Raw genomic sequence first — 26,208 nt, forward strand, 5'->3', positions numbered from 1 at the left:
GCACGCGTGGTGGTCGGCGGAGTGCGCGGGCTAGGGTTTGGTTGGCGTCTTCACGGCAAAGAGGCCGCGTACTTCGCGCACCGTCAGCGGATCGGCCCAGTCCCGCTGTCCGAGATGACTGCCCAGGATGCGGCCGTCTGCACCGACGTACAGGGTCTGGGGGAGCGCAACGGCACCCACTGCGGTCATGGCCTGCGTCGGTGAATTCGCAATGCTCACCGGTAGGGTGATCCCGTACTTGAGGACAAATTCGCGCACGAGGTTGTGGTCGCTATCGACGGACAGTGCGAGAACACGAATGCCATCGGGGGCGAGGAGGGCTTCGAGCCGTTGCAGCGAGGGCATTTCGGTGCGGCAGGGCGCGCACCAGGTCGCCCACAGGTTAACCACGGCCGGACGGCCCTTAAGCCATTCCTGGCTGCGAACTGGTCCACCGTCGAGGCCGGTGAGCTGAAGTGTCGGCATGGAGGTCGGCGTTTCCCCGGCCCATGCAGGTGCGGCGGGTGGCGTCAGGAATGCAAAGACTGCGAGGGTAGCGAAGGTGCACCGGGAGAGTGCTTGCCGTGCAGTCGCAGTGGTGTTGGCGGGCGGCGATGCTAGATCAGAATCTCGAGTCCTCATTTCGCGGCTTCCTTTCCTTTCTTGCAATTTTGGCATAACGGCCAAGATGCTCAAGGATGGAACGACGCGTCAATGCGATGACTGCAATTTCCGTGAAGATGACAACGACTGCGACGAGATAGGCGCTCCAGACGTATAGGCCGTCCCCGCCCATCGCCCAGAATTCGCTCCAGCTGCCCCAGTTCATGGCCGTGCGCCGAAATTCTGCACAACCCACTCGCTGTTGCGTTCGCGCTTGAGTATCACATTGCGCAGGCGGGCAAGCGTCGCCGCAATGGCGTAGGCGAGCAGGCCCAGGCTCATCAGGAGAATGCCGGCGGCGATGGCCGGATTTTCGGGAGCCGACAGGCCTTGCGGCGCGCTGCCGTACATTGCGCTCCAGCGAAAGACGGAGAAGTAGAGCAGCGGCAATCCGAATGCTCCGACCAAAGCCAGGAGGCCGCTGGCGCGGTCCGCGCGGCGTGTGTCATCGATGCCTTCCTGCAGGGCAACGTAGCCGAGAAAGAGGAAGAGCACCAGCAGTTCCGCGGTAAGACGCGCCTCCCATACCCACCATGCACCCCAGATCGGTTTGCCCCAGAGGGATCCAGTCCATAGCGCGAGGAACGCAAACAGCGCTCCCGTCGGTGCGAGTGCCGAAGCAATCATCGACAGGAAGCGCTGCCGTCGCAAGAGACCATAGGCTGCCGCGCCCGCGGTAAAGAAGTAGATCGCGACGGACAACCAGACTGACGGGGTATGTATGAAAGCGATGCGGTAGTGTTCGTGCTGGTGCGGATCCGTCTGGGCGACGGCCAGACCGACGAACAGGCCAATCGAGCAGAGCACTGCGGCAGCGCAGGCAAACCACGGGAACAGCCGTCTCGCATGAACGTACCCACGCTGCGGGGTCGCTTTCGACCATGCGGCCAAAGGCGGTGATTCGTCCGAGCTGAGGGTGCTGCTGAGGGCGGGCATCTTGTCGTGCGTGTTTGATGGCGGGGGTCGTATTACTGATCTAGCAATCGGCATGCCGGCGTGCAGTAGCGCGAAAACGGGCGTAGACCCGTAAGCCGCTGCGTTTCAAGGGGCAGAGTCAGGGCTTCGGGAGGTCGGCGTTCCTGATTTCAGGAATCCCGTCCTTTCGGGTCCGGATCAGGGGCGTGCCGGACCCGGAGGCATGCTTGAGTGCGGCGTGGATACGCTTAGCCGGGGATATAGATGCCGGCGCTGCGGATCGCCTTGACGAGTTCGCTGGTCGATTGTTCGAGCAGTTTGATACCTGCTTCGAAGTCCTTGCGCGATGCGGCCGCTTCAGCTTCGCCGCGGAGCGACCCGGCGCTTGTGAGGAATTCCGTGACGCGCGGGCTCATCGGGGCTCCAGCGAGTTTTTCCTCGAGCAGCACCTTTACGAGCATCTTGTGCGTCTCGTTGCGGTCGATCTCGTAGTGGTATTCCTCTTCCTTCGATGCGAAGTTCAGCGAACGTACCAGCGTGTCGCCCGAGCGCATCGAACTGACCGACGCCTTCGCAAGAAGGTATGCCTGTTCCAGAATCGTCCGGCCGCTCGCATATTGGCCGGCTGCGGCCTTGCGCTCCGCATCGGCGATGAGGGCCTCGACCTGACGGCTGCTTTCCTGCGATTCCTTGTTACCCTTTTCCGATGCGATTCGCTGCTGCGCGGAAAGCAGGGCGCGGACACTCTCGAGCTTGTTCTTGTAGTCCGTTTCGACTTTCTTCCCGGTAACGCTTTCCGGCGCGGCAAGCCGTGCCGCTTCAAACATCGTCTTGCTCGCCGCCGAGAGTAGGCTGGAAGCCTTTGTGAGATCCCCCGCGTCGAAGGCGCTCTTCGCCTGCGAGTACTGTTCCTTGGCCGCTTGGCGCTTCTCGATGGCGGCGGCTTCGCCGCTGGTTTCGATCTGGCGCGCTGCAGTGGACTTCTCGATCAACGTGCCAACCGATTCGAAGCGGCGCTCGAGCTGGGCTCGGTCGGGCTCGTTGGCCTGGAGGCGGGTCGATGCGCTGCCCGGCGGTACGGGTTCGGTCTGCGCCATCGTCGCGCCGCCGGAGGCGAGCGTGAGTACCAGTGCAAGCACAGCATGCCCAGGAATCGCATTACGGTAGTTTGGTTTCATCATTGCGGACTCCTGGGCATGCATGTTGTTGACTGCAAATACGACTTACTGAACCGTGCGGGCGACCGGACCGTCCTTCTTCTTCGAGTGGCACAGGCGGCACTCGGACACCGGGAAGGCAACCTTGCCGTGGCACACGCCGCACTTCTGCCCGAGAAGGATGGCCGCCATGCTGATCTGGTTGGCGCCCTTTTGCGGGATGAAGATTGCGGGGTGGCAGTTGGAGCAGTCAAGCCACTCGGTGTGCTGCTTGTGCGGGTAGACGACGTCTGGCATCGATCCCTTGACTTCGCGGACGATGTTCAGATCCATCACGACCGGTACCGCGTTTGCATCCACACGGTCCCAGCGCGGGTTGATCGCGCGATCTTCGAGGGCCTTGACCCAATTGACGCGGTTGCCGGCGTTGCTGCGGGGAAGTGTTTCAAAGGCGGACAGAGGGGGCATCAGCGCTGCGGTGCCTTCGCTGGCGGGGTCGTGGATGCCGTCCTGCGACGGGGGCAGGTTGCGCTGATTGGCCGGCTTGAGCAGGCGGTTGAAGCGGTTGACGTCGGTCGCGGGGGCGGCTGCAGCAGGTGCGGCCACCGGGGGCGCGGCGGGGGCGGCCGCGGGCTTGCCCTTGGCCTCTTGGGCAATGGCAGGCGCCGAGCCGAACAGGGCGGCGGCGAACACGGTCAGGAGAAGGGTTGGAATACGGCGGGTCATTTCTTGCTACCTCCTTGCCCGACGGGAACTGCCAGTTTCTGGATGGTGCTTTCGTGCACTTGCGTGGGGGTATTGGGTTTGCCGGAATGGCACAGGTCGCAGTTCTCGACCGACCAGGCGACTTCGCCGTTGTGGCATGCGCCACAGAACTGGCCGTCAATGATCTTCAGCATCGTGATCTCGTTGCCGCCCGCCTTGAACTGGAAGCCGAGGTCAGCATGGCAGACCTTGCAGCGGAAGCGGATCCGGTGGAACCAGTGCGGGAAGATCGCCGGGCGCATGCCGGCCGCGTCGGCATAGTTGTTGATGACGATGTCGCCATACTCGGCGCGGCTGTCGGACGGGGTCCAGAGCGTGATGGCCACTACGGCAAACAGCAGCGCAGTGAGCCCACGACGGACTCTTGCTACCCACGGGACCTGCTTCATAGTTCAACCCTCTTGAAAACGTAAACCGTTTCTGCCAGCCAAAGTGCCCGAGATTCCGCCGGCTGGCAACCAAACGAATGTAATCGCCCTCTTGGCCGCGCCAGACGAATCCGACATGGTTTTGGAGGTTCTTACTGTCGCACCGAGCTTGCCCGTCTTTTTAATCAACTCTCCCCGACCGGGCCACGCTGCGCGTCGGACTGGTGCAAAAAGCAAGAATTGAGCCCGGCGTCTATTACGATCGGCGTACCCCATGGCAGCCGATCGACAGGCTCTAGCTGCCGGGCGAATGTAACTGATTGTATTGCGCGTGAGAATGCATTCCCGAAAGCGGGAATTGCGTCTGCGTGGCGATACCGGCCGGCTTTAGCCGACCGGGCCCGTCGGATGGCAGCCCATCACTTACCTCTACAAAGACTGGGCAAGGCTCCGTTCATCCGAGGCAGGGCGGCGTCAATGGCCAGGAGCGGCGGATACGGGGCGCTCTGCGGCGCGTGCGTCGGAGCGCCATTCCCAGATGGTCGATTCGGCTCGCACACGGAATGGGTCATCTGCCGGGGCGCGATGCAGATAGGTCTGCATCGCGCCCATGGCTCCGGGCCGGTCGCCCAGCGCGTCGAGCGTCAAGGCGAGCCCGAAATAAGCATTGATCTGGTCGCGTCGCAGCTCGATTGCCGACTCGAAGAAGTCGCGTGCGTGTTTCCATTGTTCGAGCCCGATCAGTGCGAATCCCATGTTGACGTGCGCTTCCGGAATCTTGGGCGCGAGCGCCAGGACTTGGTGAAAGGCCGTCAGGGCGTATTCGTACTGGTGCATGCGGAGCATCGCCACGCCCTGTTCGAAACGTGTCTGGACCTCTTTCAGTGTTGCAGCGTCGGCCGTCGGATTGCGCAGCTCGAGGGGTGCTATGTCCGCAAAGGCAAGGCGCTTCGGGGGCTGCAGGTCGCCACGCGGTGAGTCCAGGGCCAACAGGCCTCCGAGTGCCAGTGTAGCGAGCACCGTGATGACTAGCGCGCGGCTGCGAACGTCGCGGCTGGCTGGCTGGGGCTGTGCGGGGGCATCGTGGCCGTGCGTGATTTGCATAGTCTGACAATCCGGGGTACGACAATGAGTGCGAAGTAGGCGACGCCGACGATCGTGATGGTGCCGCCCACTCCGGTGAGTGCGGCGGCGATGATCGCTCCGGGCTCCGCGTCTGCCGGGCTGAATCCGGTCTTGCGTGGCGCGCCCAGCACGCCGCTCCACGCAAGACCGCAGATCAGCGTCGTTATTCCGAAGGCGTAGATCGAGAGCGGTCTCCGCGTCGGGGTGGCACGTTCGCGAGCATTGTGCGCCGGCGACAGGCGTGCAATGACCGCTGCCATTTGTGCGAGCGTAAACGCGCCGATTGTACCGTGATAATGGGCTGGAATCAGCGTCGTCTGACTATCGATGGCGGTGCCGGCGAAAATGCCGAGGGAATATAATCCGAGAGATGCAGCAAATCCGTCGGCTCGACGGGCGCCCGGCTGGAATGCGAGGAGCAGGCCGAAGATCAGCGGGGCCGGCCAGTTCGCCCAGCGCATGATTTGAGTGTGAAGGCCGTGCAGGGTGTCGTGATCGACCCCTCCAAGGAGCAGTGCGGGGGCGAGGGCTGCAGGCAGGGATGCTGCGGCGAACAAGGCGACCGTGACCCGTGGGGAGGGGGCGCCGGCTCCGGAGTTCTGTGCCAGCCGCAACCATATCGCCATCATCAGCGTCACGAAGCCGAATTGAAGGATGTGTCCGGCGCCCCAGAGGGTGTCGACCAGCCCCATCCCTTGTCGCCATGCGAGCAGCAGGTACATCGCCCCCATGAAGAAGGGCAGGCGGGCGATGGCGAAGCCGCATTCGGCGGCGTCGCGGGGGCGGGACAGGGAGATGCCTGCGGTTAAGAGCGTTGCGAGTGCAAACAGCGTCAGCGATCCGAGAAACAATGGATGGTCGAGATAGGGGATGTAATTGGCGAGGGTCGGTGTGCCGGGGGCAAGCAGGCCCGTCGCAATAACGCCGAGCGCCCCGGCAGCGCCACAAAGGTTAAGTATCCCAGCGAGTTTTTGGCGGCGCGCGTCGAGTCTTTCGGTCCATAGCGCGCTCGCCATCGAGAAATACCATAGCAGTGTGGCCAGGTTTACATGCACCACGAGTGCGCGGGGAAAGCTGTCCGAGGCTATTAGTGATGTGAGGACCGGGGTGCGCGCGAGCACGAGTAGAGCGGCCGCTACCGAGGACAGGCCTAGCGACATTGCCGCCGCAAGGAGCCATCGCTGAGAGACCACCGTGGGTTGAACGCGCGTCTGCGTCATCACACGGCTCCTTGGTGCGGGGCGGCGGAGATGAACGGTACGCCGAAGAATGTCAGGAAGGCGGTGATGAACACCGCAAGTACCAGTCCAGCGTGTGCCGGCGGCGAGAGGCGATAGGCAAGGCGGGCGTGAATGGTGAATGCGACCGTCAGCCAGGTTATGAACGCCCAAGTTTCCAGCGGATCCCAAGCCCAGTAGCGGCCCCAGGCATCCTGGGCCCAGATTGCGCCGGCGATAAGCATCAATGTGTGGAAGATCAGTCCGATTGCCATGCAGCGGAAAGCGAGCTCGTCGAGTTGAGGGTTGGCCGGGAGGTGGGCCAGACGTTGCCGTCCGATTCCGGCATGGCGCATGAGGATCACGCACGACAGACCGACAGCCACCAGCACTGCACCGAGGAAGACCTTTCCGAGTCCGATATGGATGTACAGCCAGGGGGTGTTGTAGGTAGGGGGGTAATGCCCTTCGCCGGGGTGGGCGACCATCAGCCAGCCCAGCATGATGAACATCAGCGGCATCACGATCGCGGCAGTTGCACGAATCCGGGAGATGCGCCAGTAGGCCAGGGAATAGGCGGTCATCAAACTCCACACGTTCGAACACAGGATCTCGAACATCGTGATGAAGGGGCCGTGTCCGAGGCGATCCCAGCGCAGCCCGATCGATAGGGTCTGTAGCGCAAGTCCGGCAAGCATGAGCACGAGTACCGAACGTTCCGGTCGTTTACCCAGAACGACGCCCACGACGGCAACGACACCCGCGAGTACGTAGGCTGTCACTGCGGCCCAAAGGATCTGCAGTTCTTGTTCCATTTCAAGCATCCCACGGCCTGGCCGTGAATTTTTTCCAAAAGTGCGCGGCCAGACTCATGACCGCTAGCGCACAAGCAGCAAGAAGCCAAGGCAAGGTCCAATCGTAGAATACGCGGTAGCCCATCCAGCTGCGCAGCCCCTCGAATTCGAGGGTGCCTTCTGCGGTCTGCAGCGACTCTCCCGGGCGCATTTCATGGCGGTCGCGGCCGATTCGCACAACAAGCCGGTATCGTTCCGGCAGCCGGAACGTCGTGTGTTCTGCGGGGTCGAGGAGAATCTCGTCGATGTCCAGCATCACCCAGATCGACAGCGCGCTGCCGGGAGGGGTCCATTCCGCCGCCTGGCTGTATTCCTTCAGAGGGTAGGGCGGAAGCTGAACGGACCCGCGCAGATCGGTCCCGTGAGCGTTGCGCCACCGGAATGTCGGCGCGAATCCCTTGTTGAACGTCGTGTAGAAGCGATATCCGGACAGAACAAGGGGGGTCTGGTCGCCGATCAGTTCCTCGTGCCAACGCCCATCCGGGCCGGCCCATGCCACCTCGTTGCGGGTAGCGCCACGTTGGAGTCCGGGCGCGTAATCGATCCGGAAACCCTTGTTCACGAAATGCACGCGCGAAAGGTCGCCTGCATGCAGAGGCCCTTGATCGGACTCGGAGAGAGTGCCGTCGAACGGCACGCCCTCGGTGACGCCGACATAGCCGTTCAGGTAGGTCAGTCGTCCCGCAGCGACGAGCAGCAGCAGAACGATCAGGGCAAGATGGAAGACGAGCAATGCCGTCTGGCGCCGGAACACGCCATTGGTCAGCACTGCTGCCAGCAGATTGAGCGCCAGCAGGACAAGCGGGACGACCAGTGGCCATGTGCGGGCCCCTTCCCTCAGATAAGCAAACGCGACCCCGCTTCCGAGGAGAGCGATCAGCGCCAGGGTCAGCCGTAGCGAAGCGAGGAGGCGCAATATCCATGCACCCGCCGATCTTCGTTCCGGGATGATAGTGAGATCCGCCCAAGCCCGGTCGACGCTACCCTCCGTTGCCTTGCCCTCCTTAACAGCACGAACCATCTTGCCGCCCGACCTCCGTCATTCCGCGTCGGCCTTCGCTCCGCCAAGGTACTGGAAGATCGTTACTCGTCCATTGAACGTATCTGCGACGAACACACGATTGAACGAGTCGACCCACACCCCAGCGGGGAGATAGAAATTGCCGGTTCCCTGGCCGACGCCGCCGATCGGCATCAGGAACTCCCCGGCCTCGTTGAAGATCAGCAAATTATCGTAATAAGACTCGACGACGTAGATATTGTTCTCCCTATCGACGCCGACGCCCTTCGGTCGAACGAGATTACCGTAGTACAGGCCGCGTTTGCCGATGATCTGCGGTTTCCCGTCGCCCTCGAGCGGGATCACCTGCACGCGGCTGTTCATCGTGTCCGTCACGTAAAGCTTGTCTTGCCCAAGCGCGATGTGTGTCGGGAAATTGAATTCACCTGGGGCCTCGCCGCGCTCGCCGATGATCCTCTCCAGCCGGCCATCGGCGCCGAAGACCTTGATGTCGTGTGCGTAGGTGTCAGCGACGTAGATGAGGCCGGTGACCGCGTCGCGTGCAATTCCTGTGGGGCGCTGTAACACGCCTGCGCCGATGGGAGGCTGCGGGTTTCCCTGCGTGTCCAGGTGTGCGACGAGCTGCAGCTCCGCATCGGAAACCCAGATACCGCCACCTTCGGCGAGTGCGACGCCAATGGGGGCGACGAAACGACGCAAGCCTACAGCGTATTCCCAGATCTTGAGTTCACCGGCTGGTTTGTCGAAGACGAAAACGGCGGCACGGCTGACGTCGGTGACGAAGATCCGTTCGTGCTCATCCGCAATCACGGCCTGCGGTCGCTGTAGCACATTCGGCTTTTCCTCGTCGAACAGACCGACTACCCAGGCGAGAAAACGCACGATTCCTTTCGAATCGTCCTCGCGGACAAAATTCTCTTCGCCGGTGAGCTGGCCGGCGAACTGATAGCGGGGAACTTCCGGTTCGGCCGGCCACATGAGTCGCTTGCCTTCTGGCGCTTCGAGCAGGCCGTAATGGAGGCGCGCCGGCGTGGCCTGGGTCGCGCACCCGGCCAGCGTAATGGCAAGTGCAAGAGTCAGCCACGAGAGGACGGGCGACGCGGTACTTTTCAAACTCATCTCCGTTAGGGCGGGGTGATGCTGAATACTCCGATCCGCCCGGAAGGGGCGTCGGCGATGTACGCGTGATATACGTCGATCGAGATCGCGGTAATGTCCACGAGCCCGAGTTGTGAGGGCTTCAGTGTGGCGACCAACTCGCCATGATCGAAGATCTTGAGACTTCGATCGCCCCGGTCAACCACCCATGTGCGGTCATGCGCGTCGATCGCAATATCCGACGGGTTGAGCAGGTCGCCTTCCCCATGCTTGCCGATAACGGACCCTTCGCGGTCGAAGTCGACTATGCAGCGGCAGCGGGGATCGATTCCGGCGACGCGCACCCGGTTGGCAGCGAGAAGCGTCGCTCCGGCGAACTCGTCCGGAAAACCGTCGCCTCTCCCAACGAGGGGCTCGCTTTTTCGCCCGGATGGGTGAAAGGCGAAAACGCCGCCTGCTGCATCGGATATCCACGGCCTGTTGAGGGTGGGTTCTATCACAATGTCAGCCGGTTGGAGGACCTCATACTTTGCGCTGAACGTGACGATCGGGCGACCATCTCTTGTAAGGCGGGTGACTTCTCCACGATCGGGGCGGAGAACGTAGACGCTGCCGTCGATGCCGGCCTTGATGCGAACCCCTGGCAAAGGCGGTATCTCGCGCAGCGGCGTGATCGACTGGCTAACGGTGTCGATGCGCAGCAGCAAGCGCTGGCCGCTATCGGCGACGTAGAGGTCGTGGCCGATTGCGGCCAGCGCGGTAGGATGCAGCAGTTTTAGATAAGCCCCGGTCGGGGGCTGCCCGGGGACTGGTGACGCTGGAGCCGAAAAGCCGCCGACAATCATCCTGTAGGGCGACAGGAAAGCGGAGGCGTGCTCGATGGCCGCCGCCTCGGAACCCATGTCGGCCCCGGCAATCTGGGCCAACGCGAGGAGCACGCTGCCGGCTAGGTTGCGCCACATGATGTATTCACCAACGTCCGGGTCCGAGTGTTTCGTGGCCGCCGAAAATGCCGGGGGGCAGTCCCGCCTTCCCGGAATGACACAAATCGCAGTTCTCGACTGACCATGCGGTTTCTCCGTCATGACACGCGCCACAGAAGCGGCCGTCGATGATATCGGTCATTTTGATCTGGTTCGCGCCTGCCCGCATCTTGAAGCCGAGTTCCGCGTGACATACCTTGCAGCGAAACCGGATGCGGTGGAACCAGTGGGGAAAGATCACCGGCCGCATGCCGGCCGCTTCGGCGGCTCGATTGATAACGACGTCAGCATACTCCGCTGTCGCGCGCGGCGCTGCAAAAAATGGCAACACGCACACCAGCGCAGCACAAACCATCCACAGCGAGGTCCGCGGCGCACTCATCTGGTTTTGCCTTCGGTCTTGCGAGCCGGGGGAGGCGTGTTCGGTGCGACTGCGGGTTCGGGGGGCGGAGTGGCGCTGGGTTGCGCAGCAGCTTCGCGTTCGAGTTCGGCCAGTGCGTCGGCGCGCTTGACGCTGTGGCAGCGGCCGCATTCGGTCAGGGGGAAAGCCACGGCGCCGTGACAGACCCCGCATTGCTCGCCCTGCAGAATCAGGAACATGCTGATCTTCGTCGCGCCTCTTTGCTTCTTGAACAAATGGTCATGGCAATTCGTGCAGTCCAGCCACTCGTTGTGCACGCTGTGCGGAAAGCGCACGACCGGCATGCCCCCGTTGAGGTTCAACAGCACGTCCTTGTCGTAACTTTCGCTTTTCAGCGGTTTCCGCAAGCTTGATCGCGGGTTGATCTGGCCCTCCTTCAAGGCGCGGACCCAGCGGACCTGATTGCCCGCGTTGTCTGGAGTGAGGGGAGACAGCGCATCTGCGGGCTGTTGGAGCACTTTCACGGCGGGACCGCTGGAATCACGAAGCCCATCCTTGGCAATCGGGAGCCAGGAACGGTCGTCAGCCCTTGCGGACTGGGGGAACACCAGCAAGAGCAGGCACAGGCAGCAGATGAAATGTCTCTGCGAAGTGCCTCGTAGGCGAGCAGACATATTTGCGACGCAACCGGTTCGGGCAGATCGGTCCGAGAGATTATCGGATTTAGTGGGCTCGCAGGGCAGAAGGTTGCACTCGGCAACACCGTGCGAGGCTGATCTGGCGTCAGAAAGAACCGAACTCCCGGCTGACCCGGAAGAAGATCAGTTGGTTACGCCGTCCTTCGATCTCGGCAATACGATACTGCAGTTCCGTGTCGAGACGGCCGATGCGGTAGAACAGCCGCTGATCGAGATCCAGCGTTGCGCGGTCTTGTTGGCGCTGGGCATTCGGATTCCCGAATCGCCGCGAGTCGTCACGGTTGGTGTTCGCACGGAAATCGAGTCGATAGCGCAGGCCGCGGAGCCCGAAAACTCGACGATGACTGTAACCCAGGCCTCCGGCTAGACTCGTATTGCCGCTGCGCGACGTGTCTTCGCGAAAGATGGGGCGACCCAGTTCGTCGACGAGCACTACCGGTTGATCGTTTTCGGACTCCTGACGCGACCATTGCCATGTCATGTTTGAATCGAGTTCCGAATTCTGATTGATGCGCCAGCTGCCGGTGAGCTGGACATTAAGCATCTGGAAGGACGATGTCGTGTCTCCGGTGGTGCGGCTGTCCGAGGCACTGGCGCTGAGGTAACCGGTGAGCGCTTCGCCGGCATTCGCCTGCATGCCAAGGCTCGCGCCATGGCTAAGCGTAGTTGCGCTCGAGGAGCCGATGCCGGTAGAGCGCGAGCTCGAGACTGACTGGTTCAGGCTACCGCTGAGGGTGGTTTGCGCGCTCGTCTGCCAGGTGCGCATCAGCGAGTGCCCTACCGATCCGTTGAGCGAGCGGAATGAGTCTCCCTCGCCGGATGTCGCATTCGACAGCGACGCGGACGTGAACCAAGTGTAGTCGTAGTTGCCGAAGCGCAGCGGATCGCCGCTATAGCTGAGACCCAGAGATTGGTTCGACGTCAGGTTATTGTCAGTGTCGGCGCTCAAGCCGGCCGAGCCGAAAATGCTGAGATTGCGGCTGGCCTGGTAGTTCAGGCTGGCAGCGCCGCCAATCGTCCGATTCGTGAAATTCGTTCCGCCGACCGTATTGTTCGTCTGGAAATAACGGAGGTTTGCCGAGCCCCGCAATTTCGATTCCGCTGGCGACCAGTTTCCATAGCTGAACACTTGCAGACTCTGCGTCGTTGCGGAATCCGTGTCCAAGTCGAACTGTTGGCCGGTAAGACTCGCGTTCGTGCTCAAGGACAGTTCATCGCTATAGGCGAAACCGTGATTGGCGCCGAGGAAGTAGCTCTTCCCGGTCTGCTCGGCGGCTTGATTCCGCGAGAAGTCTCCGGTCAGATTGATGGAGTGCCGCTCCAGCGAATTCGAAAAATTGCCGAAGACACGGTCGACGACGTCCGAGCCGAAATCGCCGGTCAGTTCGCTGCGGTCATAGCCTGCCGCGGACGTCCATCGCCCGGTCTGTGGTCGATAGTCCTGTCGTAAGGACAGGCGCTGTTGTTTGATGTTCGAGTCCGAGAATGAGCCTTCGCTGCGGCTGTCCGACAGCGTCAGGGAGGCCGAAAATGGGAAGCGGCTCTGGGGGAAGAGCTGGAGCGTTCCACTCCCCGTCACGGAGGTGCCCACCAGATTGTTCGATGAGACGTCGCCGGACTCCTGCGATCGAATCGAGGTAAGCGCGAAATCGCCTGAAACGAGCGCGAAGTAGGGCCTCCAGATGTAGGAATTGGCGCGCAGCCGGCCTTCGTACACCTGACTCGTTGAGCCCGACGAGGTGTCCGAGCTGTTGCGCCTCACGCCGACCGAAACGATGCCGCCCCAGCGGATCGGGGCGACGCCCCAGCGCTTCTGGGTGGGGGCGGACGAATTTGGTGTAGGAGAGCCCTTGCTGCGCGAAGGCACGGGAAGATCGGCGACCGTTGACTCTATGTTCGCTTCTTCGGCCGGCAGAAACTCCTCGTCCCCGACGACCTTGGCATCGGTGCTCCCGGTTTGTGCAGGCGACGCCGCATCTTCGGATGCCACCATCAGCGGGGCCACAGGTGCTGCAATCGTGTCGGCCGTGCGCTTAGTCTTGCGCGATGCGTCAATGAGCGTATCCCGCGGTTCGGACTTTGCGATCGTCGAACGTCGAACGGGAATGGCGGGGGCGTCAGCACTGCCGGGCTTGTTGCCGGGTTTCGGTTGCTCGGGCGCCGGAACGGACGCAGATGAATTTCCTTCGACTAACGACCCAGGTCCGGCGGCCGCGGACTTTGCGGTGGCGATGCCGGGCAGCTGATACGTCCAGCTCAGGGTGAGCGGAGGAGATTCCGGTGTTGCGGACGAGGAGTCGATGTCCACGGCCGCCGTGGGCCGGACTTCGCCCTTCGTCTCGCGATCCGTATGCAGGCTTGCGAGAACTGTCGCGAGACGCAAGCGCGACTGTACCGGGGCGTCGGCCGGTTGTGACGTCGAAGCTGCGAGGGCCGGCATGGTAGCCAAGCCCAGCAGCATTCCGCCGCATAGGGGCGGAATGGAACCGTGGCAGGCCGACACGAGCCTGCGTGTCATGTGGGCTGCTGAATTGTTCGCTCGCACTAGCGCAGAACGCGACATTCTTGGCGCGGATTACTTGCTCGTAACCAACCCCTTCTTGGCGAGCGCCGGATAGCGTGCCGTGTTCAGCTCGATTTTCGCCTTCTTGCGCAGTTGCTCCTTCAGGCTTTGCCATGCTTCGTCGCTGAGATCGCGTTTGAGCAAATCGCTTGCGCGGGACTTCACGGTCTCGAAATCATGATGTTTGGGAGGCTGCAGGGCTTCATAGCGGAACAGGGCAATGCCCTGCAGGACTCGCGTCGGAGGTGAGAGGTCGCCCGGCTTCATGTCGTCGATCCTTTCCTGGATGCCCTCCGGCAACATGCCGCGATGCATGTAGCCGAGGTCGCCCCCGTTTTCGGCCGATTCATGGCGCGAGCGCTCTTTTGCCAGTTGTGCGAAATCGGCGCCGCCTTCGGTGAGTTTAAGCCGCAAGGCGCCGGCATCGGTTTCTGCCGCCTCCCAGGCCGCGGTGGGTGCCGAGGGGTCAACCGACAGCAGGAGCAGCGAAATCCGCATCTTCTCGGGTTCGGTAAATTTCTCGGGATGCTTCTTGTAGTAAGCGAGAACCTTGTCTTGAGCGGGTTGCGGGACATTCCGCGTCTTGGCTTCGAGAGTGGCCAGCATGTCGTCCTCTTCGAGGCGCTCTCGCAGTGCCGGCAGAATCTGCTCCCGCTCCTGTTGCCAGCGTGCGCTCGATGAGTAGCGCTTTTCGTAAGCGGCAATCTTCTCATCGATCGCTTTTGCATTCGCCTTCAGGTCACGACGCTTAATTTCTTCGACGAGCAGTCGGCGGTCGATCATGTCGTTGGCGACATCGCGGACAAGTTGTTCGACTTCGCCTTCGGGCGGGGTGCCGTGATAGAACTTTTGGCGGATCGCTTCCCGGGTCGCTGCATCGAATTCGGAGGAGCTGATCACCTTGCCATTGACGACCGCCAGGTATGGGGGCGAGGCGTGGGGGTCGGCGGGCCTCTGTGCCGTAGCGGCCGCCTTGGCGGTGTCGGGTTTGGGCGCGTCGGCCGCATGGGCGCCGAAGGCAATGAGCGTTGCGGCGATAGTGCCGGAAACTGCGCGAGCGATCATTTTCATCAGGAATTCTCGTCTTGCTGGGCTGCTAGTGTCTGCTTCGGGCCAGCGGCGACGCAAGTTGGTTGCGATATGCGATTGTGACAAAAAAAAGGTCAGGCGACCTTGTCGCCTGACCCCTTTCGTGACCGCGGCAGCGCAGTTTGCGTGGCAAAGTGCGTGGTGCAGATCGCGGTCTGTGCCCGACTTACTTGGTGTGGCAGGCCAGGCAGATCTTGCTGCCGGACGTCGTGACGCGCATGAAGTTCACGTCGGAGTTCGTGCCAGCCTTGTCGGTATGCGGATCGTGGCAGGACGCGCACTCGACCGACGGGCCCGTTGCATTGTTCGTGAAGGTACGGGTGTAGAGGATGATGTCGTTCTTCGAGCGGGTGCCAGCGCCGGTGGTGTCAACCCAGAAGACCTGGGAGCCATTGATCGACTTCGTCGTCACGGCGTTGAAGTCCGTGTCGGCACACGTACCGCTCACCGTGTTGGCCGAGCCGGTCAGGCCGCCGCCGCAGTACTGGATGCCGATCGGGTGGTCGTTGGTCAGGTCCTTGGTGAGGTTGGCAACGCCGGTGACCTTGTTCGTGCCCGTGGTCCAGTTGTAGTTGCGGTCCGAGCCGGCGGCGTTCAGGCCGCCCGAGCCCGGCGCGTTGACCAGGTTGTCCATTGCCTGGGTGCCGTCGTGGCAGGACAGACAGGCAGCGGAGACCGAACCGACCGCCAGCACGTTACCGTCGATCGTCGACGAGTTCGCCGTCGAGTAGGTCGTGTAACCGGTGCTCGCGGGAATAGCCTTGTTCCACAGGGGGGCAGAAGCGCTCGTGTTCGCCGCGTGCGGGGTGTGGCAGAACACGCAGATCTGTTCGGTAGTGCTCTGCTTGTTCGGGCCCGGGCCAGGATTCGCGCCCGTAGCGGTCAGGTTATGCGGCGTGCTCACAATGCCCGCCGACGCGCCGCCAGCAATCAGCGCGAGCGCCGCGGCTGCGAGCGACAGTTTGAAGATTTTTTTCATGGTAACCCCCGATGGATGGTTAAACGGTTTATTAGTCATCAAGGACCGTGTCCGGGTCGTCGGACGGTTGTCGATGCTGACCTCAAAACGAATTTAAATGTTGCACGCTCTACTAGCAGGTTCCGGTCCACCTGTTCGGCTGGCAGGTCGAATAACGCAAAAAATTGCGAAGATATTGTTTTTAAATGCTTTGTTATGGATTTTGCCGCTGCTTGAGGTTGCCTCGCAGATTTCAGGGTGCTGAAACCCGCGACGTGACAGCGGAATATTCCTGAACTCGGGAAGGTGATTATCAGCGTTTGGAACCGCTTGATCGATTCACGAGGAAGCCTTGGTCCGCTGGCAGGTTGTATGGCCTGAAGACGTCGATCTTGGAGAACCACTGGTCGACGAAAAAGATCCGGCCGTCCTCGTCGACGGCGATGCCCGAGGGCAGAATGTACTGGGCCGGGCCGCCCTGCTCGGAGCGGTTGCCGATGTACATCAGCAGTTCGCCTTCCGGGTCGAAGATCTGGAAATTGCCGAATGCCGCATCGGCGACATAGACGTTGCCGTCGTTGTCGGTCGCGATCTCCTTTGGCCGGGCAAAATTACCGAGCTGGCGACCGACAGCGCCGAAGCTGCTGTGGTGGCTGCCGTCGGCGTTGAAGATCTGGACCCGGAAGTTGCCGCCATCGACGACATACAGTCGCCCGTCCTTGCCGATAGCCATGTCTCGTGGCAGATTGAATTCTCCCGGCCCCGTGCCGCGCTTGCCGATGTCCATGACGTGCCGGCCTGTTGCGGTCTCGAACACCCGGACACGATGGTTCTCCGATTTGACGCCACCGATGTCTACGACGTAGATCCGTTGTCCCGAGGGGTCGACGGTGACGCTGGAGATGCGGTCGAAGAGGTCCTTGCCCCCGATCTTGCGCAGGAATTTGCCGTCGCGGCTGTAGATGAAAACCATCTTCTGCGTGGCGTCGGCAACATAGAGTCGTCCGGAGCGATCGACGTCCAGCCCGAGCGGCTTGACGAGTTGGCCGGGCTCCTCGTCGCCGATCGTAAAATACTTCGCGGTGGCGACGTCGAAGACCTTCACCGAGCGTTCGGCGGTGTCCGACACGAAGATGCGGCCGCGGTGAGCGGCGACCGCATAGGGTTTCGTGAGGAAGTGGCCGGTGCGCTGCGAGCCGGTCACCATGCGGCGAAACGCATCATCGCTCGTGTCGGTCTCGACGTCGGCCGAACTCGTGATCGTGCGTTCGTAAACGAAGCGCGGCTCGTCCGGCGGGCCGGGGAATACCAGTGGGCCAGTGGCGCGCGTTACCGGGGCTTCGCCGCCGATTTCCGCACATCCCGCGATCAGGGTGACGCTGGCGGCGAGGGTGAGGGTGAGGGTGAGGGCGAGAAGGCGCGAGCTTGTGCGAGGCATGCGTCGCGTCTTCGTGGAAGTATGGCGGTCTGTGAGCAGTTTCATCGGCGTGTCGGGCAGGAATGGTCTGAGATGGAAATGCGGCGTATCGCAGGTGGGTGGGGGCCGTGCGCGCTTCGCTCACTTGACGTGGCAGGTGAGGCACAGTTCGCTGGGATTGCTCTCGGTGCGGAGGAATAACGGGCGCACGGTGTGTGGGTCGTGGCAGCTGGCGCATTCCACGAATGGAATTTCCGTTTGGTCTTCCTGATCAAGGCGTACGTAGAGCGGCACATCGAGACGGCCGCGCTGGGCCGATGAAGTGTCCTTGGAGACCCACCACACCGGGCGATCGTCGACAATCCCGCGCTTGGCTTGGCGAAACCCGTCATCGAACTTGATTTGCTTTGCTGTGTTGATGAGTTTGCCGGCGCGTTGCAGGTCTTCGCGGATCTGCTTGCGCTGCTCGGGTGTTAGCGCCCCTCGATAGGGGACTGCGAAGGGGTGATCGAGGCTTCCGCCAGAGATTCCGAAAGCCTGGGACGAATCGTGGCACGAGAGGCAGGCGATCGACTGCGAGCCAACGGCTTCGTTGCCCTCCTTTCCCAGGCGGCCGATGTCGTCGAACATCAGGAAGATTCCGTCTTTCGGTACTGAGCTCTGCCACTTCGGCTGGGCTGCGTCGTCGGCGTTCGTGTCGGTCGGGGTGTGGCAGAAGACGCAGATCTGGCGCGGGTCAGCGCCTCCGTTGCCATTGATCTGGACGAGATTGTGCTTGCTGTTGCGCATGTCTATCCGCTGTGCCTGTGCCGGCAAGCTGCCGAGCGAGCTCAAGGCAAGAAGTGCGATCAGTGTCGTGATGAGCCGGAGTGGGGTCGAGAGGCGCGCGGTTAGCAATTGTCGCTCGTATGGTTGCGGGGTTTTCCAAACCGTGGAAGCCTGTTCTCAAGTTCGGGACCGGGTGCTGTTCCTACCGGGACTGTGACACCATGTATTCCACCGCAGCTCGTACCTGACTGTCGGCAAGTCCCGGGTTGCCCCCCTTGGGTGGCATTCCGCCCTTGCCCCGGAGTGCCGATTGCTGCAACGCTTCAAGTCCTGCCGGCAGGCGTGGCGCCCACGCGCTCTTGTCGCCAAGAATCGGGGCTCCGGCGACCCCGGTTGCATGACAGGCACGACAAATTTGAGTATAAACCGCCTTGCCGTCGGCAGCTGAAACATTGGCTGTCACGACGAGGAGTGCCAGGCTGGCAAGTGCAAGGAAGTGCTTCATTCTGGTCCCGTCGATTAATCGTGGCGCTGGTCGGAGGCGTAACGTATGGTTGGATCGGTAAGGCAAGCAATGCACATGCCAAAGATGGAAACTGGCCGGTTCGGTTCTTGCATCTAGGCTGCAGTTTTTCGACCCAGAGGTATCTTGTGAATCAGAAGAAGCAATTCACGCAGGTCCTGCGCTCATGCGCGCTTGGTGTTGGCGTGGCGCTGAGTTACGGCGCGAGCGGCAGCACAATCAAGGCGGACGTGCTTTACCATGAGTACTGTTCGGTGTGCCACGGTGACCGGGGTGACGGAAACTCCCGGGCGATGAAGAGCTTGAACCCCCCTCCCCGGGATCTGACCACGGCGGGCGCGAATCTTCCGCGCGACTATATTCTTCACGTTATTACGCATGGCAAGCCGAACACGGCGATGGTCGGTTACAAGTCCCGTTTGAATGCGGAGCAGCTGGCCGCGCTGGCGGACTACGTGCACACGGACATCGTGAACCGCGGAGCGGCAATTTCGGCGGGCATGATCAAGGGGATTTCCGGAACGTCCGGTACGACCGGCGGGGGCGGCGCGGCAAGTTCGGCGCCCGGTGCCGCGGGAACTGCCCCGGTGCCGCCGATTGCCGCGCCTGTGCCGCCGGTGAAGCCGGTGACGCCCGATGAGCGTGCCGACATGAGCGCACCGTTTCCGTCCGGATTGAAAGGTGATGCCGCCAAAGGCCAGGCGTTCTACGACAAGAATTGCGCCGAATGCCATGGTGTCAAGGGGGACGGTCAGGGGCCGCGTGCCTACTTCATTCGTCCGGTGCCGCGCGACTTCGTGAATGAGCGTTCCCGTCTGACCCTGAATCGCCCGGCCATCTATGCAGCCGTCTTTTTCGGGCGCAACGGGACTGAGATGCCGGCATGGAGCAAGGTGCTGACCGAGCAGGAGATCGCCAACGTCTCGGAATACGTGTTCCAGACCTTCATCCGCTCGGGTGAGAAGGCTGCCAAGGCGAAATGATCGGACGTATCTGGTTGGGCGGGTTTGCTGCGGCACTTGTCGTGGCCCCGTTCACGGCACCGGCGTATGCTGCCGACGCAGGCAAGGACGCCCGGCACGAGGCCGGGCGCAAGATCTACAATTTCCGCTGCTATTTTTGCCACGGCTACTCCGGGGATGCGAAGACGCTCGCGGCGACGTATCTCGCACCCAAGCCGCGTGACTTCACGAAGGACGACGAGAAGGCGATCGGCCGCGAGCAGATGATCGCCGCGGTGCGCGACGGCAAGCCGGGCACGGCGATGAAGGGCTTCAAGGGCATCATCCCGGAGCGCGACATCGAACTTGTGGTCGACTTCGTGCGTGCGGAATTCATTCGCGCCAAGGCGGTGAATACGCGTTATCACACGCCGGAGAACGGGTGGCCCAACCATGAGCGGCACAAGGTGGCCTTTCCGTTCGCGACGGGAGCGATTCCGCTCGACCGTCCGTGGGAGCAGCTCAGCCCGACCGAGCAAAAGGGCAAGCGCCTGTTCCTGACGACGTGCATTTCATGTCATGACCACGCCCGCACCGAGGATCCGGGGCCGGTGTGGGGAGGGCGGCCGCTGTCGTACCCTCGCAACCATTTCGATCCGGGCGATTTCACTGCGCCGCCGCCGACCAAGGCCGATGCCATCGCGAGCGCCAGTCCGTATGCTTTGCATGACGTGGTGCCGCAGGTGCCGGGTCTGACATCCAACGAGAAGCGCGGGGAGACACTGTTCCAGGCGAACTGTTCCTTTTGCCACGGTGCCACCGGGACGGGGCGGAACTGGATCGGTAGCTTCATGGAGCCGCATCCGCGTGATCTGACCGATCCGAAATTCATGCAGAACATGACGCGCGGGCGCCTGTCGCACACCATTCGGGAAGGGCTGCCGAACACGTCGATGCCTGCGTGGAAATCCGTGCTGAAGGACGACGAAATCGATGCGATCGTTTCCTACGTTTCGCGGGTGTTCTATCCCGTGAAGCCGTAGGAGGATCGAGGGCGATTCCGGGCGGTGCGGTGGCCGGGGCGTCGTCCGGCTACGCTCACTGCGCCGCGCCGAGTTCGCTTACGAGGCGGGCGGTCCGTTCATCGGTGGGGTCGAGGAGCAGCGATCGTTGGCCAGCTTCCAGCGCCTCGCGATGGCGGCCCAACTGTGTCAAGGCTTCGGCGCGGCCGTAGTGGGCGCGCGCGATGTCGGGCGACTGAGCGATCACCGCGTCGAAATCCGAGAGTGCTTCCCGTGGTTTGCCGCTGCGCAGGCGGGCATAGCCTCTATTCAGGCGGGCTCCGCCAAGAGCCGGGTCGATCTGCAATGCGCGATCGAATGCGTCGATGGCTTCGTCGTAGCGACCGAGGCGACCGTGGGCCGCGCCCAGAAGCGTGAAGTAGGGCGCGTCGGCCATCGCCGCGTCGCGGGCGCGGGCCAGTTCGAGGGCGCGAATCGTGGCGTCGGGGCGTCCGGTGGCGAAATAGACGTTCGCCAGCTCACGCGCGGGAAGGGCTGAGCGCCCGTCGAGTTGGGCTGCAAGGTCGAGCCAGCGGGCCGCGTCGTCGTATCGCCCGGATGCGGCGTACAGGCTGCCGAGAGCGAAGGGGCCGCGATAGTCGCCCGCTTCGAGGCGGATGAAGCTGTGGTAGTCGGCCTCGGCGGCGGCGAGGTCGCCGCGTTTGCGATAGCTCGATCCGCGGTTGAGATAGGCAATCGCGCGGGCAGGGTCGATCTCCAGGGCCTTCGAATATGCGGCGATTGCGTCCGTGGTCCTGTCCTGGCCTTCATAGGCCGTGGCGAGGTTGGTCCATGCGCGGGGAGCATCCGGTGCATTGCGTACGGCATGCTCGTAGAGCGATACGGGAGTCCGCCAGGTCGGAATGCGCACGACCGTGGCCGCCATGAAGCCAAGCATGGCAATTGCCGCAATCACGATCGCCGCGGGGCGGAGCCGGGTGCTGGCGAGCTGATGGAGTCCGAGACCGGCGAGTCCGGCCAGCCCGATCGACGGGAGGTACATTCGGTGCTCGAAGACCATTTCGAGCGGGACGATGCTGCTTTCGATCGCCAGCGTGGCCGGTACCCAGAGGACCAGAAAGCCGACCACGGGGAATTTGCTGCGCAGGGCGAGCCAGATGCCGCCGGCCATCCAGGCGGCGATGCCGGCGATCGCACCTGCGGTGGTCCATGGCTGCCAGAGGCTCGTCGAAGTCGGGAAGGCGTGTTCGATCGAAAAGCGGTCGGGTAGCGGGAGAAGCATCTGGCCGAGGTGGAAGAAGATCACGCGCGGCTGGGTGAGCAGGCGCTCGGTCGGGGTGAAGTCGCGCGACGCGTAACCCGCCATCACGTAGTCCGACAACGGGCCATGCAGGATTGCGAGGTCGACGACGGCATAGAGGGCGGCGATGACGGGCAGCGCGAGGAGAAGGCGGTCGACGCGCGATCTGATGCGCTCGCCCGGCTTCCGGCACAGCGTGTATTCGGCGAGCAGGATCAGAGCCGGCAGGATGTAGGCCGTTTCCTTGGACAAGCATGCGGCGACGGCTGCGACGGTGGCGACGCCATACCACGGCCAGCGGCGCGGGGCGGCTCTTGCGCGGACGTAGGCGATGAGCGTGACGAGCATGAAAAGGGCCGCCATCGAGGCCATGCGCTGGATGATATAGGTGACCGCCTGGACCTGGATCGGATGGACTGCCCAGAGCGTCGCTGCAGTCGCCGCGGTGATCCAGGCGCCACGTTCGGGGACTCCGGCGCAGCGGAAGGTCGTGAGGAGGAATGCAAGCGCGGCCAGCGCGGTGGCGGCATGGATCAGGATGTTGGTCAGCTGGAACGGCGCTGGTGAGCCGTCGCCGCGCCACCAGTCAATTGCCAGGCTGAGGTTGGGGAGGACGCGATGCGGCAGGTGCGCCTCGGTGGCGGCACGCCTAAGCGATGCAACGTCGAGTTCGGCAATGTGCATGGAGCCATGACGGACGATGTTGACGGCATCGTCGAGATGGAATCCGTTTTGCGGCGCTGCGTGGTAAGCGATTGCAATGGCGAGGAGCGGTAGCGCGATCAGGCAGAGTTGGAGCAGATGGAATCGGCTGCGCTGCACTTCGGGCTGAACGGTGGTGTCGGGCATCGGGAAAGACTGTTTCAGCGGTTGCAATCGATGCTTACGCCGAGCGCGCACGCACGGCGACGGGCAGTGCGCGCTTCGCTGAAGCGCTCTGTCTGCAGATAGATTTCACCGAGATAGTGCTGGGCGGCGGCCTCACGCGACGAGACGGCGATCGCTTTTTCGAGGTCCGACTGTGCGCCGGCAATGTCGCCCTGAACGTAGCGTGCGACGCCGCGATTGGTGAGAGGGGCCGCATATTTCGGGTCGAGTGCAATGGCCCGGTCGAAGGCATCGAGGGCGCGCAGGTAACGGTCGCGGCTGACGGTTTCGCCACGATGCTGGGCGAGATTTGCGACGCCGAGATGGTTCCATGCCCGCGCCGATCGCGGGGCGCGTAGCACCGCCTGTTCGTACAGGCTCGCGTCCGTGCGCCACTGCGGAATTCGCTCGCTGGTCGACCACAGCGCCAAGCTGGTGGCTGCGACGAAAACGAGTCCAGCGGAGGGAAGGGCTGCGCCGCGGCGCCGGGCCGCATGTTCGAGTCCGAGCGCGATCAGTCCTGCGAGGCCGACCGCGGGGAGGTACATGCGGTGCTCGAAGACCATCTCGAGGGGGATCAGCGAGCTTTCGATGAGGAGGGTCGCCGGAAGCCAGAGCACGAAAAAGCCGGCGACACGGCTGCCCCGTCTCGCGGCGAGCGCGATGCCGGCCAGGCACCACGCGAGGATCGCCATGAGCGGGATCCAGAAATCGGGGGAGGCCGCGGAGCGCACGATGCCGAGATCGTGTTCGAGCGAGAAGCGGTGCGGGAGCGGCCAGGCGATCTGGGACAGGTGGAAGAGGACGACCTTGGGTTGGGTGAGGAGGCGCTCGGCGAGCGTGAAACTGCGGGTCGCATAGCCGGACAGCGCCCATTGGCTGATCGGTCCCTTGAAGGCGAGATCGGCGAGCAGGGTAATCGCGGCGCATGCCGGGATGAGCAGCAGAAGCATGTCGCGCCGGCTACGGACGAGCTTTCCGTCATTGCGCAGGACGAGGAATTCGGCCATCAGCACCAGGACGGGCGTGATCCAGGCATTTTCTTTCGAAAGCGCGGCAAGTGCGAGACTGAGTGCGGACAGCGCCCACCAGAGCCCTCTGGCGCGGCTTGCGGTGCGGCCCTTCAGGTAAGCCCAGACGCAGAGGACCGCGAACAGCGCAGCCATTTCGGTCATGCGCTGGACGATGTAACTCACCGCCTGCACGTGGATGGGCTGGGCGGCCCACCACAGGGCGGCGGCGCTGCAGGCAAGGACCGTGGGCAGTGTGGCGGGGCGATCCTTTGCGAGTACGCGCAGCAGCAATGCGAAGACCGCCCACGCAGTCAGGAGGTGGAAGACCAGATTGGTGATGAGGAAGGGCGCCGCATCGCTGCCGCCGCGCCACCAGTCGATGGCAAAACTGACCGATGGAACGGGCCGTAGCGGCAGGAAGGCGCCGCGTGCGGCGTCGATGAGTGCCCCGGCGCCCAAGTGCGTCATGCGCAGTGCGGCGTTGTCGAGGATGTTGGGCCAGTCGTCGAAATGGAAGCTGTTTCTGTCGACGCCGTGGTAAGCAAAGGCGACGAGGAGGGTCATTGCGAGTAGCGCGAGCAGGAGATATCCGCGTGTTGCGGCCTGACTCGGTGTGGCGGGGGGCGTGTCGGATGCTATGGCGGCGTGCTCGATCATGGCGGTCGGCGGTTATTGTGTGCAGTCTTTGGCGACACCGAGGCGGCATGCACGCAGTCGGGCCGCTGCGGCCTCGGCCTGGCGGCCTCGGGCGGCGTAGATGTTGGCGAGATAGTGCCAGGCGATCGACTCGCGGGGCGAGAGCCGGACAGCTGTTTCAAAGTCGGAGAGTGCCGCTTCGGTTCTGCCGCGCAGGAAATTGGTCGTGCCGCGATTCGTCCACGCGGGCGCGTAATCGGGATCGATTTCGAGCGCACGGTCGAAATCGCTGGATGCGAGTTCGAATTCGCCGGCGCGCAGGCGTATCAGTCCACGGTTGTTGTATCCGAGAACCTGACGCGGGAACAGGCGAATTGTTTCTTCGTATATGGCAAGGGCCTGGTCGCGCTGGCCCAGTGCTTCCAGAACGACGCCGCGATTGACGAAGGGGTAGCCGTCGCCCCAGCGCGGTTCGATCTGGTTGGCACGGTCGATTGCGCGCCTCGCGAGGTCGAGGTTCCCGTGCTCTAGGTACTCCAGGCCGAGTTGGTTCCAGATCCGCACGGAGTCGGGTGCGTGCCTCGTCGAATTTTCCAGCAGGCTGATCTCGGTGTGCCATTGCGGCAGGCGTTGCTGGGTCGACCAGATGCCGAAGGCAGTGGCGAGTACGACCGCCGTCCACGCGGGGGCCGAGAGCTTGGCGGCCCGGCCGGGTGTTCGTGCGAGACCGAGAGCGATCAAGCCTGCAACGCCGACGGAGGGCAGGTACATGCGGTGCTCGAATACAAGTTCGAGCGGAACGAAGGTGCTTTCGATCAGCAGCGTGACGGGCACCCAGAGCACGAAGAAGCCTGCCAGCCGGGTTTTGCGGTGCAGAGACAGCCAGATGCCGCCCAGAGTCCAGGCGAGCACCGCGCTCATGGGTAGCCAGAACTGGAGGGCGGTTGCGGAGCGGACGATTTCGATGTCGTGCTCGAGCGAAAAGCGGTCCGGCAGTGGCCACAGGAGCTGCGAGACGTGGAACAGCACCACCTTGGGTTGGGTGAGCAGGCGTTCGGTGAGTGTGAAGTCCCGCCATTCATAGCCGCGAAGGATCCACTGGCTGAAGGGGCCGTCGATGAACAGGGCGGCAAGGGCAAGGACTCCGAGTGTGGCCGCTAGTGCGAGCAGCCAGTTGTCCAGCCGGTTACGTACGAGGTCCGAGTGATGGCGAAGCACGAGGAATTCGGCCATCAGCACGAGCGCGGGCGTGATCCAGGCGTTCTGCTTGGACAGCATGCCCAGCATGAGGCACAGCAATGACAGTGCCCACCACGCCGTGCGTCCGCGCGGCGCCGTGCGTCCCCGTACAAAGGCCCAGATGCACAGCACCGAGAACAGGGCGGCGAGTTCGGTCATGCGCTGCACGACATAGCTCACGGCCTGGACGTGGATCGGTTGCGCGAGCCACCATGCGGCGGCGAGTCCGGCGGCCGCGATTGTCCGCAAGGATGTCTTGTCCGATCCGGTCAGGCTCAGCGACTGAAGGAGGAGGGCAAACACGGCCACGCCGGTCGCGCCGTGCAGAAAAAGATTCGTCACGAGAAAGTGTGCCGCGCGGTCGCCTCCCCCGCGCCACCAGTCGATTGCGAACGTGATCGAGGCGACGGGGCGGTGCGGGAGCGACGCGCCCCGGGCCGCGTCGAGCAGGCCGTTCAGGGTGAGGTCGTCGAGATGGATCGCTGTGTTCAGGAGGATGTTGTGCCAGTCGTCGAAGTGGAAGCTGTTCGCCTCGATACCGTGGTAAGCGGCAAAGGCCACGGTGATCAGCAGGGCGGCGACAATCGCACGGGGAAGCAGGGACGACTCGGCAGTTTTCAGTTGAGGCACGGCGTTGGGGCGCTAGAGTGTGAGTCGGTGGGGCGCTG

General features: G+C 62.9%; 25 protein-coding genes. 2 read left to right on the forward strand and 23 right to left on the reverse strand.

The features are described from left to right. Positions 1-30: 30 nt before the first annotated feature. The 20 genes from AzCIB_RS01265 to AzCIB_RS23585 all read right to left on the reverse strand — a co-directional run bounded on the left by AzCIB_RS01265 (position 31) and on the right by AzCIB_RS23585 (position 18,504). Positions 31-465: a TlpA family protein disulfide reductase gene (locus AzCIB_RS01265; protein ID WP_050414226.1), complete on the reverse strand. Its 435-nt coding sequence runs from the start codon at positions 463-465 to the stop codon at positions 31-33. 136 nt (positions 466-601) lie between these two features. Beyond that, positions 602-808 (reverse strand): heme exporter protein CcmD, encoded by a 207-nt coding sequence (gene ccmD / locus AzCIB_RS01270; protein WP_050414227.1) that lies wholly within the window; start codon positions 806-808, stop codon positions 602-604. Next, positions 805-1,578, reverse strand: a complete 774-nt coding sequence (gene ccsA / locus AzCIB_RS01275; RefSeq protein WP_083446835.1) for a cytochrome c biogenesis protein CcsA — start codon at positions 1,576-1,578, stop codon at positions 805-807. Before ccsA (AzCIB_RS01275) ends, ccmD begins: the two co-directional genes overlap by 4 nt. Positions 1,579-1,805: 227 nt before the next feature. Further along, positions 1,806-2,738, reverse strand: coding sequence for a hypothetical protein (locus AzCIB_RS01280; protein WP_232299324.1), 933 nt, complete (start codon positions 2,736-2,738; stop codon positions 1,806-1,808). Between the two features lie 42 nt (positions 2,739-2,780). Further along, complete coding sequence (locus AzCIB_RS01285; protein ID WP_050414229.1) at positions 2,781-3,440, reverse strand: c(7)-type cytochrome triheme domain-containing protein; 660 nt, start codon at positions 3,438-3,440, stop codon at positions 2,781-2,783. Beyond that, the gene (locus AzCIB_RS01290) at positions 3,437-3,868 is read right to left on the reverse strand and encodes a c(7)-type cytochrome triheme domain-containing protein (protein ID WP_050414230.1); all 432 of its coding nucleotides are present in this window, start codon (positions 3,866-3,868) and stop codon (positions 3,437-3,439) included. Before AzCIB_RS01290 ends, AzCIB_RS01285 begins: the two co-directional genes overlap by 4 nt. Positions 3,869-4,321: 453 nt before the next feature. Continuing rightward, positions 4,322-4,951 carry a tetratricopeptide repeat protein gene (locus AzCIB_RS01295; RefSeq protein WP_157058399.1) on the reverse strand — a complete coding sequence of 210 codons (630 nt, stop codon included), beginning with the start codon at positions 4,949-4,951 and terminating at the stop codon, positions 4,322-4,324. Beyond that, positions 4,876-6,192, reverse strand: coding sequence for a heme-copper oxidase family protein (locus tag AzCIB_RS01300; protein ID WP_050414232.1), 1,317 nt, complete (start codon positions 6,190-6,192; stop codon positions 4,876-4,878). Before AzCIB_RS01300 ends, AzCIB_RS01295 begins: the two co-directional genes overlap by 76 nt. Continuing rightward, positions 6,192-7,004 (reverse strand): cytochrome c biogenesis protein CcsA, encoded by an 813-nt coding sequence (gene ccsA / locus AzCIB_RS01305; RefSeq protein ID WP_050414233.1) that lies wholly within the window; start codon positions 7,002-7,004, stop codon positions 6,192-6,194. Before ccsA (AzCIB_RS01305) ends, AzCIB_RS01300 begins: the two co-directional genes overlap by 1 nt. Position 7,005: 1 nt before the next feature. After that, positions 7,006-8,064 (reverse strand): cytochrome c biogenesis ResB family protein, encoded by a 1,059-nt coding sequence (locus AzCIB_RS01310; protein ID WP_157058400.1) that lies wholly within the window; start codon positions 8,062-8,064, stop codon positions 7,006-7,008. A gap of 18 nt (positions 8,065-8,082) precedes the next feature. Then, positions 8,083-9,177 carry a 6-bladed beta-propeller gene (locus tag AzCIB_RS01315; protein ID WP_232299325.1) on the reverse strand — a complete coding sequence of 365 codons (1,095 nt, stop codon included), beginning with the start codon at positions 9,175-9,177 and terminating at the stop codon, positions 8,083-8,085. A gap of 11 nt (positions 9,178-9,188) precedes the next feature. Then, a complete protein-coding gene (locus AzCIB_RS01320) occupies positions 9,189-10,124 on the reverse strand; it encodes an NHL repeat-containing protein (protein WP_050414235.1) in 936 nt (311 codons plus the stop codon). Between the two features lie 7 nt (positions 10,125-10,131). Beyond that, entirely contained in the window at positions 10,132-10,527 is a 396-nt protein-coding gene (locus AzCIB_RS01325) for a c(7)-type cytochrome triheme domain-containing protein (RefSeq protein ID WP_157058401.1), read from the reverse strand. Continuing rightward, the gene (locus tag AzCIB_RS01330; RefSeq protein WP_232299464.1) at positions 10,524-11,114 is read right to left on the reverse strand and encodes a c(7)-type cytochrome triheme domain-containing protein; all 591 of its coding nucleotides are present in this window, start codon (positions 11,112-11,114) and stop codon (positions 10,524-10,526) included. The genes AzCIB_RS01325 and AzCIB_RS01330 overlap by 4 nt, the downstream gene beginning before the upstream one ends. Positions 11,115-11,289: 175 nt before the next feature. Then, positions 11,290-13,722 (reverse strand): TonB-dependent receptor, encoded by a 2,433-nt coding sequence (locus tag AzCIB_RS01335; protein WP_232299326.1) that lies wholly within the window; start codon positions 13,720-13,722, stop codon positions 11,290-11,292. Between the two features lie 57 nt (positions 13,723-13,779). Continuing rightward, positions 13,780-14,838, reverse strand: a complete 1,059-nt coding sequence (locus AzCIB_RS01340; RefSeq protein WP_050414238.1) for a peptidylprolyl isomerase — start codon at positions 14,836-14,838, stop codon at positions 13,780-13,782. Positions 14,839-15,022: 184 nt separating this feature from the next. Next, positions 15,023-15,835 (reverse strand): cytochrome c3 family protein, encoded by an 813-nt coding sequence (locus AzCIB_RS01345; protein ID WP_050414239.1) that lies wholly within the window; start codon positions 15,833-15,835, stop codon positions 15,023-15,025. Between the two features lie 292 nt (positions 15,836-16,127). Further along, a complete protein-coding gene (locus tag AzCIB_RS01350; RefSeq protein ID WP_232299327.1) occupies positions 16,128-17,252 on the reverse strand; it encodes a 6-bladed beta-propeller in 1,125 nt (374 codons plus the stop codon). Between the two features lie 120 nt (positions 17,253-17,372). Beyond that, positions 17,373-18,020: a cytochrome c3 family protein gene (locus AzCIB_RS01355; protein ID WP_232299328.1), complete on the reverse strand. Its 648-nt coding sequence runs from the start codon at positions 18,018-18,020 to the stop codon at positions 17,373-17,375. 181 nt (positions 18,021-18,201) lie between these two features. After that, positions 18,202-18,504 carry a c-type cytochrome gene (locus AzCIB_RS23585; protein WP_083446836.1) on the reverse strand — a complete coding sequence of 101 codons (303 nt, stop codon included), beginning with the start codon at positions 18,502-18,504 and terminating at the stop codon, positions 18,202-18,204. Positions 18,505-18,650: 146 nt separating this feature from the next. Between AzCIB_RS23585 and AzCIB_RS01360 the strand changes: the two genes are divergently transcribed. Together AzCIB_RS01360 and AzCIB_RS01365 are read left to right on the forward strand one after the other, a co-directional pair. Next, positions 18,651-19,505, forward strand: a complete 855-nt coding sequence (locus AzCIB_RS01360) for a c-type cytochrome (RefSeq protein ID WP_050414242.1) — start codon at positions 18,651-18,653, stop codon at positions 19,503-19,505. Then, a complete protein-coding gene (locus tag AzCIB_RS01365; RefSeq protein ID WP_050414243.1) occupies positions 19,502-20,506 on the forward strand; it encodes a c-type cytochrome in 1,005 nt (334 codons plus the stop codon). Before AzCIB_RS01360 ends, AzCIB_RS01365 begins: the two co-directional genes overlap by 4 nt. 55 nt (positions 20,507-20,561) lie before the next feature. Here AzCIB_RS01365 and AzCIB_RS01370 read toward each other — a convergent pair whose 3' ends face one another. From AzCIB_RS01370 to AzCIB_RS01380, 3 genes are read right to left on the reverse strand one after another with little or no spacing between them, the layout of a single operon-like run. Next, positions 20,562-22,634 (reverse strand): tetratricopeptide repeat protein, encoded by a 2,073-nt coding sequence (locus AzCIB_RS01370; protein ID WP_050414244.1) that lies wholly within the window; start codon positions 22,632-22,634, stop codon positions 20,562-20,564. 14 nt (positions 22,635-22,648) lie between these two features. Continuing rightward, positions 22,649-24,322 (reverse strand): tetratricopeptide repeat protein, encoded by a 1,674-nt coding sequence (locus AzCIB_RS01375; protein ID WP_232299329.1) that lies wholly within the window; start codon positions 24,320-24,322, stop codon positions 22,649-22,651. A 12-nt stretch (positions 24,323-24,334) separates the two neighbouring features. Then, the gene (locus tag AzCIB_RS01380) at positions 24,335-26,170 is read right to left on the reverse strand and encodes a tetratricopeptide repeat protein (protein WP_232299330.1); all 1,836 of its coding nucleotides are present in this window, start codon (positions 26,168-26,170) and stop codon (positions 24,335-24,337) included. Between the last annotated feature and the right edge of the window lie 38 nt (positions 26,171-26,208).

It is taken from the genome of Azoarcus sp. CIB (assembly GCF_001190925.1).
GTDB lineage: Bacteria > Pseudomonadota > Gammaproteobacteria > Burkholderiales > Rhodocyclaceae > Aromatoleum.

What these genes read in the sequence shown, in the direction of transcription:
- AzCIB_RS01265 (WP_050414226.1), bottom strand. Translation starts at nt 465, where the DNA reads ATGCCGACACTTCAGCTCACCGGCCTCGACGGTGGACCAGTTCGCAGC.
- ccmD (WP_050414227.1), bottom strand. Translation starts at nt 808, where the DNA reads ATGAACTGGGGCAGCTGGAGCGAATTCTGGGCGATGGGCGGGGACGGC.
- ccsA (WP_083446835.1), bottom strand. Translation starts at nt 1,578, where the DNA reads ATGCCCGCCCTCAGCAGCACCCTCAGCTCGGACGAATCACCGCCTTTG.
- AzCIB_RS01280 (WP_232299324.1), bottom strand. Translation starts at nt 2,738, where the DNA reads ATGATGAAACCAAACTACCGTAATGCGATTCCTGGGCATGCTGTGCTT.
- AzCIB_RS01285 (WP_050414229.1), bottom strand. Translation starts at nt 3,440, where the DNA reads ATGACCCGCCGTATTCCAACCCTTCTCCTGACCGTGTTCGCCGCCGCC.
- AzCIB_RS01290 (WP_050414230.1), bottom strand. Translation starts at nt 3,868, where the DNA reads ATGAAGCAGGTCCCGTGGGTAGCAAGAGTCCGTCGTGGGCTCACTGCG.
- AzCIB_RS01295 (WP_157058399.1), bottom strand. Translation starts at nt 4,951, where the DNA reads ATGCAAATCACGCACGGCCACGATGCCCCCGCACAGCCCCAGCCAGCC.
- AzCIB_RS01300 (WP_050414232.1), bottom strand. Translation starts at nt 6,192, where the DNA reads ATGACGCAGACGCGCGTTCAACCCACGGTGGTCTCTCAGCGATGGCTC.
- ccsA (WP_050414233.1), bottom strand. Translation starts at nt 7,004, where the DNA reads ATGGAACAAGAACTGCAGATCCTTTGGGCCGCAGTGACAGCCTACGTA.
- AzCIB_RS01310 (WP_157058400.1), bottom strand. Translation starts at nt 8,064, where the DNA reads ATGGTTCGTGCTGTTAAGGAGGGCAAGGCAACGGAGGGTAGCGTCGAC.
- AzCIB_RS01320 (WP_050414235.1), bottom strand. Translation starts at nt 10,124, where the DNA reads ATGTGGCGCAACCTAGCCGGCAGCGTGCTCCTCGCGTTGGCCCAGATT.
- AzCIB_RS01325 (WP_157058401.1), bottom strand. Translation starts at nt 10,527, where the DNA reads ATGAGTGCGCCGCGGACCTCGCTGTGGATGGTTTGTGCTGCGCTGGTG.
- AzCIB_RS01335 (WP_232299326.1), bottom strand. Translation starts at nt 13,722, where the DNA reads ATGACACGCAGGCTCGTGTCGGCCTGCCACGGTTCCATTCCGCCCCTA.
- AzCIB_RS01340 (WP_050414238.1), bottom strand. Translation starts at nt 14,838, where the DNA reads ATGAAAATGATCGCTCGCGCAGTTTCCGGCACTATCGCCGCAACGCTC.
- AzCIB_RS01345 (WP_050414239.1), bottom strand. Translation starts at nt 15,835, where the DNA reads ATGAAAAAAATCTTCAAACTGTCGCTCGCAGCCGCGGCGCTCGCGCTG.
- AzCIB_RS01350 (WP_232299327.1), bottom strand. Translation starts at nt 17,252, where the DNA reads ATGCCTCGCACAAGCTCGCGCCTTCTCGCCCTCACCCTCACCCTCACC.
- AzCIB_RS01355 (WP_232299328.1), bottom strand. Translation starts at nt 18,020, where the DNA reads ATGCGCAACAGCAAGCACAATCTCGTCCAGATCAATGGCAACGGAGGC.
- AzCIB_RS23585 (WP_083446836.1), bottom strand. Translation starts at nt 18,504, where the DNA reads ATGAAGCACTTCCTTGCACTTGCCAGCCTGGCACTCCTCGTCGTGACA.
- AzCIB_RS01365 (WP_050414243.1), top strand. Translation starts at nt 19,502, where the DNA reads ATGATCGGACGTATCTGGTTGGGCGGGTTTGCTGCGGCACTTGTCGTG.
- AzCIB_RS01370 (WP_050414244.1), bottom strand. Translation starts at nt 22,634, where the DNA reads ATGCCCGACACCACCGTTCAGCCCGAAGTGCAGCGCAGCCGATTCCAT.
- AzCIB_RS01375 (WP_232299329.1), bottom strand. Translation starts at nt 24,322, where the DNA reads ATGATCGAGCACGCCGCCATAGCATCCGACACGCCCCCCGCCACACCG.